This window comes from Gemmatimonadota bacterium, assembly GCA_016712265.1.
Classification (GTDB): Bacteria; Gemmatimonadota; Gemmatimonadetes; order Gemmatimonadales; family Gemmatimonadaceae; genus RBC101.
Map to the genome: position 1 here is coordinate 1,542,876 of JADJRJ010000028.1, position 15,923 is coordinate 1,558,798.

At 68.4% G+C, this 15,923-nt stretch carries 15 protein-coding genes and 1 pseudogene; 2 read left to right on the forward strand and 14 right to left on the reverse strand.

The window, feature by feature from the left end:
* Window positions 1–137 precede the first annotated feature (137 nt).
* From IPK85_13420 to IPK85_13440, 5 genes and pseudogenes are all read right to left on the reverse strand, one after another.
* Window positions 138–524: pseudogene (locus IPK85_13420) on the reverse strand (type II toxin-antitoxin system VapC family toxin).
* Window positions 521–760 (reverse strand): type II toxin-antitoxin system prevent-host-death family antitoxin, encoded by a 240-nt coding sequence (locus tag IPK85_13425; GenBank protein ID MBK8248388.1) that lies wholly within the window; start codon window positions 758–760, stop codon window positions 521–523. Before IPK85_13425 ends, IPK85_13420 begins: the two are co-directional and overlap by 4 nt.
* 84 nt (window positions 761–844) lie before the next feature.
* Window positions 845–2,020 carry a hypothetical protein gene (locus IPK85_13430; GenBank protein ID MBK8248389.1) on the reverse strand — a complete coding sequence of 392 codons (1,176 nt, stop codon included), beginning with the start codon at window positions 2,018–2,020 and terminating at the stop codon, window positions 845–847.
* Between the two features lie 95 nt (window positions 2,021–2,115).
* Window positions 2,116–3,543 (reverse strand): PD40 domain-containing protein, encoded by a 1,428-nt coding sequence (locus tag IPK85_13435; protein MBK8248390.1) that lies wholly within the window; start codon window positions 3,541–3,543, stop codon window positions 2,116–2,118.
* On the reverse strand, window positions 3,540–4,007 hold the full coding sequence (locus IPK85_13440) for a nuclear transport factor 2 family protein (protein MBK8248391.1): 468 nt from the start codon (window positions 4,005–4,007) through the stop codon (window positions 3,540–3,542). Before IPK85_13440 ends, IPK85_13435 begins: the two co-directional genes overlap by 4 nt.
* Window positions 4,008–4,155: 148 nt before the next feature.
* Between IPK85_13440 and IPK85_13445 the strand changes: the two genes are divergently transcribed.
* Window positions 4,156–4,629 carry a hypothetical protein gene (locus IPK85_13445; protein MBK8248392.1) on the forward strand — a complete coding sequence of 158 codons (474 nt, stop codon included), beginning with the start codon at window positions 4,156–4,158 and terminating at the stop codon, window positions 4,627–4,629.
* Window positions 4,630–4,636: 7 nt separating this feature from the next.
* Here the strand turns inward: IPK85_13445 and IPK85_13450 are convergent, their stop codons facing one another.
* The 6 genes from IPK85_13450 to IPK85_13475 all read right to left on the reverse strand — a co-directional run bounded on the left by IPK85_13450 (window position 4,637) and on the right by IPK85_13475 (window position 10,793).
* On the reverse strand, window positions 4,637–5,221 hold the full coding sequence (locus tag IPK85_13450) for an LPP20 family lipoprotein (GenBank protein ID MBK8248393.1): 585 nt from the start codon (window positions 5,219–5,221) through the stop codon (window positions 4,637–4,639).
* A gap of 62 nt (window positions 5,222–5,283) precedes the next feature.
* Window positions 5,284–5,514 carry a hypothetical protein gene (locus IPK85_13455; protein MBK8248394.1) on the reverse strand — a complete coding sequence of 77 codons (231 nt, stop codon included), beginning with the start codon at window positions 5,512–5,514 and terminating at the stop codon, window positions 5,284–5,286.
* A complete protein-coding gene (locus IPK85_13460; protein MBK8248395.1) occupies window positions 5,511–6,101 on the reverse strand; it encodes a hypothetical protein in 591 nt (196 codons plus the stop codon). Before IPK85_13460 ends, IPK85_13455 begins: the two co-directional genes overlap by 4 nt.
* Complete coding sequence (locus IPK85_13465; protein ID MBK8248396.1) at window positions 6,098–7,882, reverse strand: caspase family protein; 1,785 nt, start codon at window positions 7,880–7,882, stop codon at window positions 6,098–6,100. The genes IPK85_13460 and IPK85_13465 overlap by 4 nt, the downstream gene beginning before the upstream one ends.
* A 310-nt stretch (window positions 7,883–8,192) precedes the next feature.
* A complete protein-coding gene (locus IPK85_13470) occupies window positions 8,193–9,737 on the reverse strand; it encodes an amidohydrolase family protein (protein ID MBK8248397.1) in 1,545 nt (514 codons plus the stop codon).
* 240 nt (window positions 9,738–9,977) lie between these two features.
* Window positions 9,978–10,793 (reverse strand): polyphosphate kinase 2 family protein, encoded by an 816-nt coding sequence (locus IPK85_13475; GenBank protein ID MBK8248398.1) that lies wholly within the window; start codon window positions 10,791–10,793, stop codon window positions 9,978–9,980.
* Between the two features lie 134 nt (window positions 10,794–10,927).
* Between IPK85_13475 and IPK85_13480 the strand changes: the two genes are divergently transcribed.
* A complete protein-coding gene (locus IPK85_13480; protein MBK8248399.1) occupies window positions 10,928–11,668 on the forward strand; it encodes a DUF2490 domain-containing protein in 741 nt (246 codons plus the stop codon).
* A 15-nt stretch (window positions 11,669–11,683) separates the two neighbouring features.
* Here the strand turns inward: IPK85_13480 and nhaR are convergent, their stop codons facing one another.
* From nhaR to IPK85_13495, 3 genes are all read right to left on the reverse strand, one after another.
* Window positions 11,684–12,583: a transcriptional activator NhaR gene (gene nhaR / locus IPK85_13485; protein MBK8248400.1), complete on the reverse strand. Its 900-nt coding sequence runs from the start codon at window positions 12,581–12,583 to the stop codon at window positions 11,684–11,686.
* A gap of 116 nt (window positions 12,584–12,699) precedes the next feature.
* Window positions 12,700–13,701, reverse strand: coding sequence for a threonylcarbamoyl-AMP synthase (locus IPK85_13490; GenBank protein MBK8248401.1), 1,002 nt, complete (start codon window positions 13,699–13,701; stop codon window positions 12,700–12,702).
* Entirely contained in the window at window positions 13,698–15,773 is a 2,076-nt protein-coding gene (locus tag IPK85_13495) for a S9 family peptidase (GenBank protein MBK8248402.1), read from the reverse strand. Before IPK85_13495 ends, IPK85_13490 begins: the two co-directional genes overlap by 4 nt.
* Between the last annotated feature and the right edge of the window lie 150 nt (window positions 15,774–15,923).

A 15,923-nucleotide genomic window follows, 5' to 3' on the forward strand; every position in this document is an offset into this window, starting at 1 on the left:
CCGCCTTACCCCGCTGCGCATCGCGACGCCTGAACTGACCTCGCCGAAGAGCCAGGAAAGGACGCGATGGACTCTGCATACAGGACCATCGCTATTGGGTGCCTCGAACCCCGCTGGTCCGCCCGCGACCGACAAGGTCAGACCAGGCGAATCGGGCCGGGGTAGCTGGCCAGCACGGCGTCGCTGGTTACCAGCGCGATTCCCTCGCAGAGCGCCTGCGCGAGCAGCAAACGGTCAAAAGGATCCCGGTGGATGTCGGGCAGTCCCTCCACGCTCACCGCGTGTTGACTGGTGATCGCCAACTCCTCGTAGCCGTTGTCCAGCAACCCGCGGCGCAGCACCCGCGGCTCGACGCGGAAGTCACGTCGACCGAGAGAACTCTTGATGGCAATCTCCCACAGGCTTGCTGCGCTGAAGCAGAGCTCGCTGACGGGATCGTCGAGCAGTCGGCGCGCGGCCGCCGTGAGGCGCTTCGAGTTACCGGCAGCCCACAGCAGCACCTACGTGTCGAGGAGCAGCCTCAGGGAGCGGTGCCGAAGAGGGCGGCAATCTTCGCGTCGCCCATGCGGTCGAAGTCCTTGGGCACGACGATCTCGCCCTCAAGGAAGCCGATGCGCCGGGGAGCCTCGGGCGCGTCCAAGCCAGCGACCTTGACGAGCGGCTTTCCCGCCTTGGCAATGATGAACGTTTCGCCCTTCACCGCCTGATCGACCAGCCGAGAGAGCTGGGCCTTGGCCTCGTGGATGTTGACAGTGCGCATGGCCCCGTAGACCAAGTAGGGTGAACAATGTCTACCGTCCGCGGACGGGTGATCAAGGGGAGGGTGTCGGGTCCCGCCCGCTGCTCAGGGCATCCGATGCCGCTGCAGATACTGCAGGTCGTCCTCGTCCGTCCGGATCGTGTACACGACCCCGTTCCCGAACCCTGCCACTCGAGTCTTCGGCGCCAGGGCCACACGCATCGCGACCCTGCCCGCTGCGTCCAGCACATCGTAGGTCGGCACCTCGTCCTTCGCTTCGCGGGTGCGCGCGACCCACACCTGCCCGTTAGGCGCCGCCAGAACCGACTGCCCGGTGCCAAGGAACGGCGGCATGAGCTCGGGCCAGTCCGTGGGCTCCGGGATGCGGATCCCGCCGGCACCTGCGGGACCGGCCTGCGTGGTCGTACGACCGTTCGTGTTCGTGATCATTAGTGCCGTTGCGCCCCGCTGCGAGTCGCGCCACTGCTGCTTGTGGGCCTCGCTCACCTTGAGCTTCGTGTACGCGTTCGCGACACCGGTCGCCCTCGTCGGAGCGACCCAGTCCAGCCGATACTCGGCCGCACGCAGGATGCCGACGCGACCGTCCGCGGTCACCACCCACTCGTCTCGCGTCGCGAATGGATTGGACACGCCCATGCGCACTTGCATGCGGTTGCCATCCCCGGTGGTCTGCACGTTCTCCTTCGGTTGCTTGACGTAGCCGAGGGTGTCGGTCTTCTGCGAGGCCCGGTCGATTCGGAGGATGGGAAGAGAGTCGGCCGTCTGGGGTTCACCGTTGACCATGCGAACGCCGCTGCCGAGCATGTAGAAGCGTCCGCGGTTGTCCACGTACCGTGGCGGCGTCATGCTCACGGTCATCATCCCGCCAGAGCCGCTGCTCGTGGTCGGTTGGGGAAGGCGCATGAACTCGCCCGGTTCACCCCCTGGGGTCACGAGGAGGAACCGCGAGTTGAACGGATCAAAGACCGCGCTCGTGTCGCCGGGGAGCGCGTGGAGTGACATCGGGAAGCCGTATTCCCTCGGCCCGGAGCCCTCGCGCCCGACCCTCTTCGCCGTACCGGTCTTGAAGTCGAGCACCTGGATGGTCTTGTCGCGCGGGTCGATGACCACGACCCGGCCATCCTTCAACTCCCGCATGCCGGAGACGCGGGTGAAGGGCTCAGCAAACTCCACGTCGGGCTTGCCGAGGGTGCGGACGGGTTGTGCGACGAGAGGGGCGCCGGCACAGAGGGTGAGGAAGGCGTGGCGGAGAGGGCGCATGGTGATGGTGGCGGTCAAACGATATTGGGTCCCGGCGTTCGCCGGGACGCTTCCTGGCGACCATCGGTCCGGGTATCGCCGGTGGCGATGGTAGATCAGTCACGCCTGGCAGCGCGCAGGTTGCCCGACGCCTTGGCAGCGGAGCTGTCGCGGCGGCTTGATCGCCGCGGCGGCCTCGTGGAGGAGAGGCATGGCGGGGGAGTGAGGACGCGCGGAAGATGTGCCTCCCCGAACCGCCGGTCAAAGCAGGAGTCAGCAGGTGGGCTTGACGGCGTTCCAGGGCACTGAATACAGGTCACCCGGCGGCCTGACCCCGCAGGAGCGGGCCCCACGATCCCCGGACGCTCAGAGGTGAAGTACAGCGTCGACTCATCGAGCGAAAAGGCAGGAGCGAACTCCGCATACGGGGAATTGATCGACAACGGCACCCCCGCGCCGAAGCCGCGTTCCGATCGGCAGGCGACGAGCAGGTCGGCGGCGCGCCCAGGGACGTCCTTGACGTATACGAGGTAGCGGCCGCTTGGGCTGATCATGGGGTTCGACGCTCCCACGCTGTCAACCATCGGCAGGAGGCGCGGCACGACCCAGTGGCCGTTCGACTCCCGGGTTGTGTAGATCCGACGCGCACCATCGCGTGTTGAGCTGAAGACGAACTCTCCGTCGCGGCTCATGGAGACGAAGACGTCCGCCGAGTCCGAGTTGAGTGGGGCGCCCGGATCCACTGGCGCGCTCCATCCCGAGGCGGTGCGCTCGACGTACCAGGTGCTGAACGACGCCACCGGTCGTCCCGCGCGCGGTCGATCGGAAGAGAAGTAGAGCCGCCGGCCGTCCAACGACAGGAACGGGTCGATGTCGCGCGCGGTGCCTGAGAAGGGAAGGGTGCGCGGCGCCGTGTACTGGCCGGAGGCGTCCTTCCTCGAGACCATGAGTGTCAGTACCGATCGGTCGGCGCTGGCCCGATTGAAGAACAGTTCGCGGCCATCGGCGGTGACCGCCGTCGCGAACTCGGGCGCTTGCGTGGAGATCACGTCGCGACCCACGAGTTCGACCGCCGGAGTCACGCGCTGTAGGCGTGAGCGCCCGAACTCGCGGCGGCCCCCAGGCGTGTCGACGAGGTCAACGACCTCGAGCGTGCCGGCGGCATGGCGTGTGTAGTGTGTCGCCCCGCGCTCGGCGCCCGACCATTCCATGGCGAGGGTCTGGTCGCGGCAGCTTCCGCGCAACGTCATCGTGTACCCGCGGGCGTCCATCCACGTCCCGCTGACCGTGTCCCCCGTGGCGCGGTAGAACCCCCGCCCCTCGAAGACGATGCGAGCGGTGTCGGTCGGGAGTCGATGGGTCATCGTCAACTCGGAAAAGGATCCGCCGAGTGCCGGGCGCCACTCCTGCTGCATGACGACGTCGCGTCCCGCCACGCGCCCCGTGCCACGCCACGTGCCGTGCAATCCCGCCAGGCATGGCGCGCCCCCCTGGGCCCCCGCCACGACCGGGAGCAGCGCCAACCCAACGAGGAGGCGCCTCACTTCCAGGCCGGGCCGCATCCCTCACGACGGAACGAGTCGGCGATCGACAGGATCTTCCACCCGCCAGGTCGCCGGACCATGTGCAACGCGTCATACCCGCAGTGCGAGGCGGCGCCATTGACCCGCACCTGGTATTCGGCCCAGACCGACGCCAGATCGCCGTCGATGAAGACCTTCACGTTCCGGATCGGTTCGTCGATGCCATTGCCGCCGGCCACTGCCTGGACAAACTGCTGGCCGCTGAGGGCCATGACCCGCACCCCGCCGTTGGGGTCCGGGCGGAGGAGGGTGAGGCGGGCGGCGTCGTCGAAGGCGGCGCGGACGGTCGCCGTGTCCTTGGTTCGGGCGGCGTCGAAGAAACGGGTGAGGGCTGCGACGACTTGTGTGCTGTCGGACTGGGCCCAGCTCGCAGAGGGCGCGAAGGTGAGCACGGCGGACAGGGCGATGGCGAGAGCGCGGAACACGGAGGGCGGGTTGGGGACCCTCAACGGAAACCGGAACGGGAGCCGCGTGCCAGTAGGCCGGGTTGAACGACGGCTGCGAGGGACGAAGCGCACGCGGAAACCTTGTGCGGTCTGCTCGTGACCAACCGCCGTCCTGCACCCCCATCCAATGAAGCGACGACTCTTCCTCATGGCAGCTGCCGCCGTGGTCCTAACGGCCACCGGGCTCCGCGCGCAAACGACTCATCCCCTGGTCGGCAAGTGGACCATCGAATTCCAGCGGGGCCAGCGGATGGAGGACGGGAGAGTGACGCCGATCATGGGGTCTGGCGAACTCGTTGTCAGCGCACGGGGGGACTCGCTCCTGGCGACCCTGACGACGTTCGGGACGCGGCCGGATGGCAGTGTGTCGCCGCCGGCCGTGATGAGCGGGACGGCCGACGGCGGCCAGGCGGTGTTCGTGCACCGGACCACGGCGCAGCTCAACCTGAATGGGGAAGCGCGCAGCGTGGACGCGGTGACGACCTGGACCCTGAAGGTGGCCGGCGATGCCCTGGAAGGCTCGATGCTGCGCGAGATCAAGGACGTGATGCTCCAGGTGCCGATGGAGCCATCCCCCGTCAAGGGCAAGCGGGCGATGTAATGCGGGCCTAACGCGGCTGCTGGCGCTTCCAGGCCTCGTACTTCTGCACCTCGGCGTCCAGCTCCTTGAACGCCTCGCCGGAGCGGAAGCGCGTGTAGAGCTGTTCCTGCGCCCGCAGCTGCTCCAGGAGCTTCTTGGACATCTCCCCCACCGGGAGCTCCATCAGGACCGTGGCGCGGTAGAGCGAGTTCTCGGTGCGCAGCTCCTGCTGGCGCGGACGGGAACCGTAGAGCGAAGTGGAGACCACGGCCTTGTAGACCTGCGTGTACTGGTCGAGGAGCTGCGCGCCCTCCCGGCCGACTTCCTCGACGAAGCGCTTGTTGAGCGCGCCGTACTTGACCTCGACTTCCTGGGCGATCGCGCTGCGGGCGTCGGCTTGCGCCTTGTTGATCGCGACCTGGACATCGCGGGAGACCGCGGTCGCCGCACCAAAGAGGTAATTGTCGTCGCGTGGGGGCCGCAGGAACCACCCCGGCAGGTTGCGCACCGTCTCGCGGTTGGCCGGCGGGAGCAGGTCGGGCGACGGCTTCGGGGCGCGTGAGCACCCGATCGCGAGCGCGACCAGCAGGGCAGGGAAATAGTGTCGCGTCATGGGAGCCTCCGGTCCTTCCCCGGGAGTATCGGCCGCAGCCACCACCGGCTGGAGTCCGTCGGCTAGCGGGGGGAGACGGTGTAGGGGGCGAAAGCGACGGCGCGACGGTCCAGGGGGATGCCGACGAGCCACCGCTGGAACTCGAGGAGGGTCCCACCGGTGAAGGGGGGCACGTCCGCTCCGGTCACGGCGACCGCGACCAGAAGTTCGTCGCGGAGCGCTCCGCCGGCGGGCCGCGTCACCCGGAACCGGAGCCCGCGCGTGCGCCAGTCGGGTGGGGGGAGGTCGGTCATCGTGGCGGGAGCCAGGACGACGGTGCCGGTGTAAGCGTTAGGCAGGAGGGCGATGACTGAATCGTCCACGATGGACGCCAGGACCAGCGAGGCGCTGCGGGAGCTGGTGACCGTGGCCACCAGCTCGTCATTGCGGGCGGGGTCCGCGTGGGGGGCGTTGAGCACGTCCGGGGGACGGAGAGGTCGAGGGTGAAGCCTGGGTCGGGAGTGCCGACCTCGCGCTCGACCGTAATCGCCCAGGTCCCGCGATAGCGCACCGCGTCGTCGACGGTCTCCCACGTCTCGCGCTGCAGCTGGACGTCGACCGCGCGTCCCACGGCATCCAGCTGCACGATGCTGCGGTAGTCGCTGGAGAAGCCGGCGCTGGTCTCGGTCGTGGTGCTGATCGCCGTGGACCGCACGCGGACGCCGACCACGCGACGGACGGCCTCGGCCATCGCTTCCTCAAGGGCGCGTCGCTTGGCGGCGGCCGGCGTGAGCTCGTCGGTGAGGGTAATGCGTTGATCGACCACGACCGTCTCGCGCTGGGCGTGCGCCGTGAGCGGTACACTCCACATGAGGAGTGCGGCGCGAAGTGTGCGCGTCACCGTCGCGGCGGCGCCAGGCGCACGAGAACCCGCGCGGTGTCGCGCGCAATCGTTAGTGGTTCCTGCTCGCGGTCGAGGGCCGCACTCGCCCGGCGGACTTCGCGTTCGGTGAATCGGCCGACCTCACTCACGGTGAGGGCGCCATCGCCGTTGTCGTCGGCCTGCCCTTGCAACGCGCGCGCGAGGAAGTAGGTGAGCGCCCCATGCTGGTGCGTGGGAAGGTCGCCGGCCGACTGCGTCCCGCGAGAGGCCGTGAAGACGGCCATGTTGCGGCGGAGGAGGGCGGGGTGCTCGATCGACACGACCGCTGCACGCGCCCCGGCCACGAGGGGAAGCCCCGAGCGCCCAAGCCCGGAAAAGCAGGCGTCAATGAAGACGGTGATGGAGCGCGCGGGCCATCGGGCCACGCGGGCGAACAGGGCATGGAGGTCGATCCCGGTCGCATCGACATAGGCGGGATCCGCGTCGGCCGGCAGGAGGAACGGCGTCAGGCCGCTTCCGGGCGCGCCATGCCCGGCGAAGTAGAGCACCAGGTCGGTGTTGTCCGTGACCCGACGCGACAGCCAGCCACGCTCGTCGAACAGCCGACGCAGCTCCGAACCGGACGCGGCGGCGTCGGTGCGAATGATAAGATGCGCGGGATCGTCCGGGACGCCGAAGGTGCGGGTGACATACCCGCGAATGAGCGCCGCATCGCGCGACGCGGACCGAGCGGGTGCGATCCGCTGGTAGCGGTCGATCCCGATGATGACCGCGAGCGCGTCGGGATTGCGTGACGACGTGATTGGTGCCACGTCAACGGCCAGTCCCGCGGCGCCCGATGCGACTGTCGTCGCAGGTGCCGTGGTAGGGATACGCACGCTGTGTCGTGCCGGCGTCGTGCCCGACCAGACCACCAGGGTCAGCTCCGGGTCGTGGGCTGCCTTGGGCGTGTAGACCACGATTGAGACGTCGGCGCTGTCGCCCGGCGCGAGCGGGGCAATCCAGACGGTATCCGGCGTTCCCGCGAGGGTCGCCAGCTCCGGCGCGTGGAGGAACTGCGCGCGGAGCGGTGCCGTCCACTGTCGCCCCGGGTTGTGGATGCGGAAGGAGACGTCCCCGAATTCCCGTGGGGCGAGGCGCGCATCACCGTCGCGGTCGCGAATGCTGTCGAGCGCGACCGTCACCGGGACGGCATCCCCGGGCACGTCCCGCCGGACCGCAGCCGTGCCCGGCGGCGAGGCGCCCAGGGCGACGTGGGCGGCGGGATCATCGGTACTCGAGACCCGCAGGGTGGAGTCCGCGCGTCGCCACCCGTTTACCCGCTTCGATGCCAGGTCCACGCGGATGGCATTGCGCCCGTACGCGAGGAGGAGCTGCCCGCGCTGCGGCGCCGGCGTGATCGCCCACGGGGTCCCGAGGAGCCGCGCCACGTCGCCCAGCGGCATGCCTAACGTGATGACACTGTCGCGCGCGCGTTGCGACGGGCGCAGGGTCGTGCGCAGGGCCCGCGCGGGGTCATGCCAGCCGACGACCTGTCCCGTGCCAGGATCGAAGGTCACCGAGGACGTACCCCACGACCAGCGTTCGATGCCCAGCGAGTAGAGCCGTTCGATCAGGGTGGGGTTTCCCTGGATCTGTCGCACGTGCTCGCGTGGATCGCCGAGGGTGAAGCGCACCGGGACCTGCGCCGCGAGCACCGCCGCCAGGCCAAGCAGGATCGAGGTCGCGCGCGCGACCATCCAGCCTGTGAAGGCGGGGGATCCGGGGGCCGGGGTCGGGGCGAGGACGCGCGTCGGCATCACTGGAAGTGTCGGCGGGTCCCGCCCGACTCTGGACCCTGGAGCCACCTGTCCCTCGCGTGCCACCCGTGCTGCCGTGCTTCGCCCGTGCTGTAACGAGCCGCAAGGTCGCAGTACGGGAAGCACGAGCAGCCCGCGCGGCACGAGGTTTCTATCGTGCTCCCCGTGCTGCGCGGACTGCCCGTGCTTCGCGTGCTCCGCTGTGGCAGTTTCGCAGCTGTTCCCTTTCGCCTGACCTTCCTCGTGCTCCCCGTGCTGCGCGGACTGCCCGTGCTCCGCGTACTCTGCTGTGGCAGTTTCGCAGCTGTCCCTATCGCCGGACCTCCCTCCGGATCGCCTTCCCCGGCAGCGCATCCCGCACCAGCTCCCCGTCCCGGATCACCGGCGTTCCGTTGACGATCACATGCCGCATCCCCTGCGCGCGCTGGTTCGGCTGCGTGTAGGTCGCCTTGTCGGTCACCGTCGCAAGGTCGAACACGACGAGGTCCGCATCCATCCCTACCTGGAGGCGTCCCTTCTTCCGCATTTGCGGCACGGACTCCTCGAGGACCTTGGCGGGCGTGAGCGACACTCGGCGGAGCCCCTCGCGCAGGTCGATCTTCTTGCGCTCGCGCACATAGTCGCGGAGGAACCGGGTGAAGGTTCCGGCGCTGCGCGGGTGCGCGAAGGCGTCGGCGGGGAGTGGCCAGACGTCTTCCGTGATGGTGCGCCCCTGCGACGTCCACGGCATGGCGTCCGACGCAATGGCGCCGCCGGGGAACAGCACACTCTGGTCGAGGAAGGCCTGGTCCGCCGCGCTGGCCTCGGGGCGCATGAAGTGGATTACCACCCAGCTCCCCGGGGTGTTGGCCTGCGCGGCGGCAAGGGTGGAGTCATTGAACGGCTTGCCGCCCAACTCGAGGTCGCTCGCCTTGGCCCCGCCCATGCGCTCGCGCCAGTTGCCGCGGAAGATCTCGGCCCCCACGACCGTGGAGCCTGCTGCGTATGGGTAGGCCTCCGTGGTGACCTTCAGGCCACGCGCTTGCGCGCCACGGAGCAACTCGGCAATCGCCGGAATGTCGCGGGTGGAGTTGCTGTTGAGGTGCGAGATGTGCATGTGGGCGCCGGTGCCGGCGGCGACCGCGACCAGCTCCTCGAACGCCTCAAACGACGACGACGGTTCGATCACGCTGAGGAACCGCACGTGCGTGAAGGTCGGGACGTTGTACGCCTTGGCCAGGCGGCCCACGGCGAAGTACTCCTTGCGGCCGTGGCCCGGGGCGTAGCCCGAGAGGACGCCGATCCCAAGTGCCCCTTCCTTCAACCCCTGCTCTACGCGGGCGATGATGCGCGCCGTCTCGGCCGAATCGGCGACGCTGAACTGCCACCCGGTCTTCTTCTGCGCCTCCTGGAAGTACGAGATGGAACCGTCCGGCTCCATGTGTTCCTTCTCGGCGATGCGGCCAAAGACCCACGCCGCCGAAAAGCCGTAGTTGATGGGTCGTCCGAGACGCGCGGCTTCGTCGTAGGCCTTGCCGACCGGAAGGGTACCTGCCTCGAGTTCAAGCGCGGTGGTGACGCCGTCAAAGGCCTGCATGCGGGCCGCCGCGATCTGCTGGCCATGGGCATGCAGGTCAATGAACCCGGGCGCGACGACGTGGCCCTTGGCGTCCAGGGTCTGCGTGCCGCGGAGCGGGATCGCCGAAATGGCCGCGATGCGGCCGTCGCGGACGCCGACCCATCGCGTGGCGTCGAGCCCGGTTTCCGGATCGATGGCGCGCCCGTTGGCGATGACGAGGTCGTAGGGGCGTTGCTGCGCGGGCAGCGCCGAGCCGAGGGCGAGGGCGATAGCGCCGATGATCAGCGGTCGATGCATGTGCCTGGGGTGATCTGTGGGATTGCGTGGGATGCCAGACGACATAGGGCCCCGGATCGGCACTTGCTGTCGCTCGCTTGTCTATCGAAGGTCTTGCGCCGAGCACGACTGATGGCAACCCTCGTGCCGCTCGTGCCGCTCGTGCCGCTCGTGCCGCTCGTGCCGCTCGTGCCGCTCGTGCCGCTCGTGCCGCTCGTGCCGCTCGTGCCGCTCGTACTACTGGTCTCCTGGTGCCGCCGCCTACTTCCTCAACCGATCGGCCAGGGCCAGGACTTCCTTCGGCGCGCGGGGATACGCGAGGTCCATGTCCTGCAGCGTCTCGTTGATCACGCGGGTGACCATGTAGTTCCGGGCGGTGGCGTTGTCGCCCGGGACCACGTACCACGGCGCCCATGGGGTGCTGCATTTCCGCAGGGCGTCCCGGTAGGCGGCCGTGTAGTCGTTCCACAAGGCGCGGTCGTCGAGGTCGCCGGCGCGGAACTTCCAGTTCTTCTTTGGGTCGGTGAGCCGCTCGAGGAACTGCTCGCGCTGCTCGTCCTTCGACATGTGCAGGCAGAACTTGAGGATCGTGACGCCGTTCTCGGCGAGGTGTTTCTCGAACGCATTGATCTGGTCGTAGCGCTTCTTCCACACGGTGGGAGGGACGAGTCCCTTGACGCGGACCACCAATACGTCTTCATAGTGCGACCGGTTGAAGATGCCGATCATGCCCTTGGCCGGCACGGCCTGGTGGACGCGCCACAGAAAGTCGTGGGAGAGTTCCTGCGCGGTCGGCGCCTTGAACGCGGTGATGTGACATCCCTGCGGGTTGCAGGCGCCGAACACAATGCGGATCGTGCCGTCCTTGCCGGCGGCGTCGCGGCCCTGAAGCACGACCAGGAGTGCGCGCCGTCCATCGGCGTAGAAGAGGGCCTGCAGCTTTGTCAGCTTGTCAAGCTCCGTGGCGAGTGCCTCCTTGAGCGCATCACCGCGCGGGAGGGAGGTGGGCGGTTTCGCGTCCCGATCGGTCAGGGAGGGAGGCCGACGTGGGGAAACGGGATTGAGCAGGTGTGCCATGGATGCGTGTTGACGAGGGTGCAGGAGCCTGTGGCCTGTGCGCTCGAATGGCAAGCGGCGCGGCACCGCGCGATGGCCTTGATCCGGGTGGTGCGGTGGTTAGGCTCCCACGCGCCCCCCTCACCACGTCCCCCGTGCGACTTCGCGTTCTCGCTCTCTCGCTATTCCTGAGTTCTCCGGCCCTTGCCCAGCGGGAGACGTACACCAACGTCAATGGCTGGCTGGCATGGTTCAACGACATCGAGCTGTCCAGCAAGTGGTTCATCGACTCGGACATCCAGGTGCGCCGCAGCGGGCCCTATGACGAGGTGTCGCAGTATCTGTGGCGTGCCTCCCTCCGCCGGAACCTGACGCCCAATGTGCGCGTGGCGATCGGGTATGCCGGGAGCGATACCCATCCGTACGGCGACCTGCCGATCGCGCTTCGCACGCCGGAGCATCGCGCCTTTGAGCAGCTGCAGCTGGCGCATGCGACGGGGCGCACGCAGTGGTCACACCGCTATCGCCTGGAGCAGCGCTGGGGGGGGCGGATGGCCCTGGAGGGTGGGGAGCCGCAGGTGCAGAACTGGGTGCGCACCAACCGGATGCGCTACTTCGTCCGTGCGACGGTGCCGCTTCAGGGCCCCACGCTGGACGCCAACGAGTGGTTCGTCACCTTTGGGGACGAGCTCTTCATGAACTGGGGCGCCAACATCCAGCAAAACGTCTTTGACCAGAATCGGTTGATGGCCAGCGTGGGTCGGCGACTGGGCAGCGGCCTGCGACTGGAGGTCGGCTACATGGATCACCTCATCGAGCGACCGAACGGCCGCCAGTATGAGCGCAACCACACCCTGATGACCACCCTGACCACGAGCGTCGGGCGTCGGCGGTAGCCGATCGCCGAGAGACTAGTCGCCGAGTGCCTCTTCGGCGCGCGAGGTGATGTCGCGGACGATCGGGTGGGTGATCTTGCGCTCCACGGAGATGGCGTAGAACCGCTCGCGTACCGCCTCGATGCGCCCGACCGCCTTCACCGCATACCGCTTGACGAGGTCGTCCTCCACTGCGGTGGGGGCGGGGAAGAGTCCCACACCGCCCTGCCCAAACATCTTGAGCAGGGCCGAGTCCTCGATTTCCCCGATCACCATCGGCCGAATGCCGTTGCTGTCAAACCAGGAGAGCAAGGACCGGGACAGCTGCGACGTCGCCATGGGCATGAGCATCGGTGCCCCGTGCAGCGAGTGCGGGAAGTTCTTCCGGTAAGTGGTTACCAGGGCGGGGCTGCCGTAGATGCTGACGTCCGTCTCACCGAGGACGTGATTGAACGCCTTGATGCGCGTCGTGCCGCCAATCGGCGCATCCGAGATCACCAGGTCGACGCTGTGCATCGATAGGTCGGCGAGGAGTCGTTCGAGGCCATCTTCCCGCACCGTCAGCCGGACCGCGTCCGGTCCGTGCAGGGTGGGCTCCAACAACTTGTAGACGATCGTCTTCGGCACCTGGTCGGCGACCCCAACCACCAGCCGCTGGGGCTGTCCGCTGATCTTGCCGGCGAGGGTTTCCTGCATCTCGCGGCCCAGCACGAAGATCTCATCGGCATATCGATAGACGAGGCGGCCGATGTCGGTCAGCACCAGGTTGCGGCCGCGCTTCATGAACAACTTCTCGCCCAGGGAGCGCTCCAGCATACGGATCTGCGCGCTGACCGCAGGCTGGGTCAGGTTGAGTTCCACGCACGCCTTGGTGACGCTCCCCGTGCGAGCGACCGTCCAGAAGTAGAGGAGGTGGTGGTAATTGAGCCAAGGCATATGGGTGCCAGAACGGATGTCAGGTAGATGTCAGCTTGGGGAAGGATATCACTGGCCCAAGTGGGCGCAACGGCCGTCCGCGCCAGCCGCTTGCCGCCGCCTTTGCCCGCGGTGCGTCAGGTCTCGGTCGCACGGTGCACACGGTCGCGTACCCCCTCCCAGGCGTCATCGTCAGGAAGCGCTTCGATCCAGGCGGTGGTCACTCCGCCGGCATCCAGGTCGTGCAGGGCCTCGTATAACCGTGCGGCGTACCCGGCCGAGTCCAGGGGCATCCGGATGATGTGGGGGCCGATGACCTCCTGGGAACGCGTCAGGATGGCGACCCGCTCGCCGGCGGTCGTCGACGCGTCGGCTCGTGCGCGCACGGCGTCGAGGTCCCGAGCGGCAAAGAGGACAAGGCGCGCACGGGGGGCATAGTGTCGATCCATCATGCCGGGGGCCGGTCGTACGGCATCCGGCGCAAGCGCCGTGGCGGGCGCGGCCAACCGTCCGGTGAGCGGCTCGAGTTGGTCGCGTGTCACCGCACCGGGGCGGAGCAGCATCGGCGGAGACACGGTGAGGTCGATGACGGTCGACTCGATCCCCACGGCGGTTGGGCCGGCATCGATGACGAGCGGGATCCGGCCCCCCAATCCAGACAACACATGGGCTGCTGTTGTGGGGGAGACCTCCATGAACCGATTCGCGCTCGGTGCGGCGACGGGCACTCCAGCTGCGCGGATGATCGCACGCGCGACGGGATGTGACGGCATGCGAATCCCCACCGTGTCGCGGCCCCCCGTGACGGCGTCCGGCACCGCTGGGCTCCGCGGTAGGACGATGGTCAAGGGCCCCGGCCAGAAGTGTGCGGCCAACGTTCGTGCCAGTGCCGGGACGTTCCGTGCGACCACGTCGAGCGCTCCGGCGTCGGCGATGTGTACGATCAGCGGGTTCCAGGAGGGGCGCCCCTTGGCGGCAAAAATCTTCTCGACGGCCGCCGTGTCGGTGGCATTTGCGGCGAGGCCGTACACCGTCTCGGTTGGGATTGCCACCACGTCGCCTGCCCGGAGGACGGCCGCCGCCTCCGCGACGACGGCGGGGTCGGGGACCGTTGGTGAAGTGCTGAGGACGCGGGTCACCGGGTGCCGCTGGTGGCCGCCCACGCGAACGCCCACAGGTCGGCATACTCGGCGATCTGGCGATCGGTCGGGCGGTACCCGTGGGAGCCGTCGCGCTCCGTGCGGAGCAGGATGGGTTTCTCGCATCCCTGGGCGGCCTGCAGGGCTGCTGCGAATTTATAGGAATGGCTGGGGACCACCCGGTCGTCATGGTCCGCCGTGGTCACCATGGTGGCCGGGTAGCAGGTTCCGGCGACGACGCGGTGGAGTGGGGAATAAGCGTGCAGCCAGCGGAAGGCCTCGGGGTCGTCCGCGGAGCCGTACTCGTTGGCCCAGGCGGCGCCACCCGTGAAGCGGTGATATCGGAGCATGTCGAGGACCCCGACCTGGGGGAGTGCGGCGGCGAACAGCTCCGGCCGCTGGGTCATGACGGCCCCCACCAGCAGCCCGCCGTTGGAGCCGCCCATGATCGCCAGGTGCGCCGGGGAGGTCCAGCGATCCGCCACCACCTGCTCGGCCGCCGCGATGAAATCCTCAAAGACGCGTTGCTTGTTCGCGCGCGTGCCCGCCTGGTGCCAGGCTTCGCCGTATTCGCTCCCGCCGCGCAGGTTGGCCGTCACCCATACCCCCCCGCGGTCGAGCCAGGCCGCGGCCGCGGCGCTCCAGGTGGGGGGCACGGCGATGCCGAATCCGCCATAGGCATAGAGGACCGTGGGCGCCGTGCCATCACGCGGGAGGTCGCGACGCGAGGTGACAAACAACGGGACACGGGTGCCGTCCGCGGACGTCGCAAAGATCCGCTGCGTCTGGTACCGCGCGGCGTCCAGTCGGGTGGTCGCCACGTGGAAGGTCACGCTCTTCCGCGCGCGGGCATCATACCGAAAGACGTTCGTCGGGATGAGTGGGGCGCTGAACGCGTAGTAGAACGATGCCGTCTGGCGTGACGCCGACAGGGCGGTCACCGTACCTAACGATGGCAGTGGCACGGTCCCGGTGCGCTGGCCGTCTCGCGCGTGTAGCGCGAGCTCCGACGCCACGTCCACGAGCCGGTTCACGACAAAGCCCGTGGAGGTCATGGCGATCTCGCCCAGCGCATGCGGCCCCTCGGGGATGACCGTGCGCCAGGCATCGCGCTGCGGCCGGTCGAGATCGATGGCGATGAGTCGGCGTCGCGGGGCGCCGAGATCGGTCCGGACATACAACGTGCGACCGACGTTGCCAATGACCGTGTATTCGCCATCGTCGACGTCCACCAGGACTTGCGGCGTGCGCATCACCTGTGGACGCAGCGAGTCGACGAGGTCGACCACCGCGAGTCGGTTGCGCGTGTCCGCCCCGGCCGTGGAATAAATGAACAGATAGCGGCCGTCCTCACTGGTCGAGGCGTGCACGAACCACTGCGGTTGCGTTGGTCGCTCGAACACCAGGACATCCTCGTCCTGCGAGGTGCCGATGCGGTGGTAATACAGCCGATGGTGTTCCAGCGCGTCCGACAGACGCGTGGAGGAGTCGCGTGCGGGGAACCTGGAGTAGAAGAACCCACGGCCATCGCGGGTCCACGACAGGTTGCTGAAGCGCACCCAGCGCAGGGTGTCGGGAAGATCGACCCCATCGCGCACGCGCCGAACGTGAACGTCCTCCCAATCCGCCCCGCCCACCGCGAGCCCGTACGCCACGTGCCGGGCATCCGGGGACGGCGAAAACTGCGCGAGCGCGACGGAGCCGTCGGGGGAGATCGTCGCCGGGTCGATGACGACCCTCGGCGGCGTGTCCGGTGACGACTGCGCCACGACCTCCGCCTGCCGCTGCAACCCCGAGTTGCGCTGGTAGAACAACACCCCGTTGCGCAGGCGCTCGGGAACGCTGACCCGAGGCGAGTTCCAAAGCGATGTCAGCCGCTGCGACCACTCCTCACGCGGCGTGCGGGCCAGCCACGCGGCGGTGACGGCGTTCTGGGCATCGACCCACGCGCCAGCTTCCGCGCTCCCGAGCTCCTCGAGCCAGCGATACGGGTCTGCGATCCGAACGCCGTGCAGATCGTCGGCGACGGCCACGGTCCGCGTTGGCGGGTAGGCAGGGCGTTGGGCGCTCATGGAGGACGCGAAAGAAAACAGGGCCGCGGCCATCGCGCACCGGAACACACGCACTGGATCCTGCCTCTGCCGCACCGGGAACACTCCGTCAACCTGAATCCGAACCTTAAGCGTCCGCATGAGACCGGGCAAATCTCCTCGGAACCTCTG

Bases quoted from the DNA above. Each gene is read 5' to 3' on its own strand.
- IPK85_13425 (MBK8248388.1), bottom strand. From the start codon at position 760: ATGCGCACTGTCAACATCCACGAGGCCAAGGCCCAGCTCTCTCGGCTG.
- IPK85_13430 (MBK8248389.1), bottom strand. From the start codon at position 2,020: ATGCGCCCTCTCCGCCACGCCTTCCTCACCCTCTGTGCCGGCGCCCCT.
- IPK85_13445 (MBK8248392.1), top strand. From the start codon at position 4,156: ATGAAGCGACGACTCTTCCTCATGGCAGCTGCCGCCGTGGTCCTAACG.
- IPK85_13450 (MBK8248393.1), bottom strand. From the start codon at position 5,221: ATGACGCGACACTATTTCCCTGCCCTGCTGGTCGCGCTCGCGATCGGG.
- IPK85_13455 (MBK8248394.1), bottom strand. From the start codon at position 5,514: ATGACCGACCTCCCCCCACCCGACTGGCGCACGCGCGGGCTCCGGTTC.
- IPK85_13465 (MBK8248396.1), bottom strand. From the start codon at position 7,882: ATGCCGACGCGCGTCCTCGCCCCGACCCCGGCCCCCGGATCCCCCGCC.
- IPK85_13470 (MBK8248397.1), bottom strand. From the start codon at position 9,737: ATGCATCGACCGCTGATCATCGGCGCTATCGCCCTCGCCCTCGGCTCG.
- IPK85_13475 (MBK8248398.1), bottom strand. From the start codon at position 10,793: ATGGCACACCTGCTCAATCCCGTTTCCCCACGTCGGCCTCCCTCCCTG.
- nhaR (MBK8248400.1), bottom strand. From the start codon at position 12,583: ATGCCTTGGCTCAATTACCACCACCTCCTCTACTTCTGGACGGTCGCT.
- IPK85_13495 (MBK8248402.1), bottom strand. From the start codon at position 15,773: ATGAGCGCCCAACGCCCTGCCTACCCGCCAACGCGGACCGTGGCCGTC.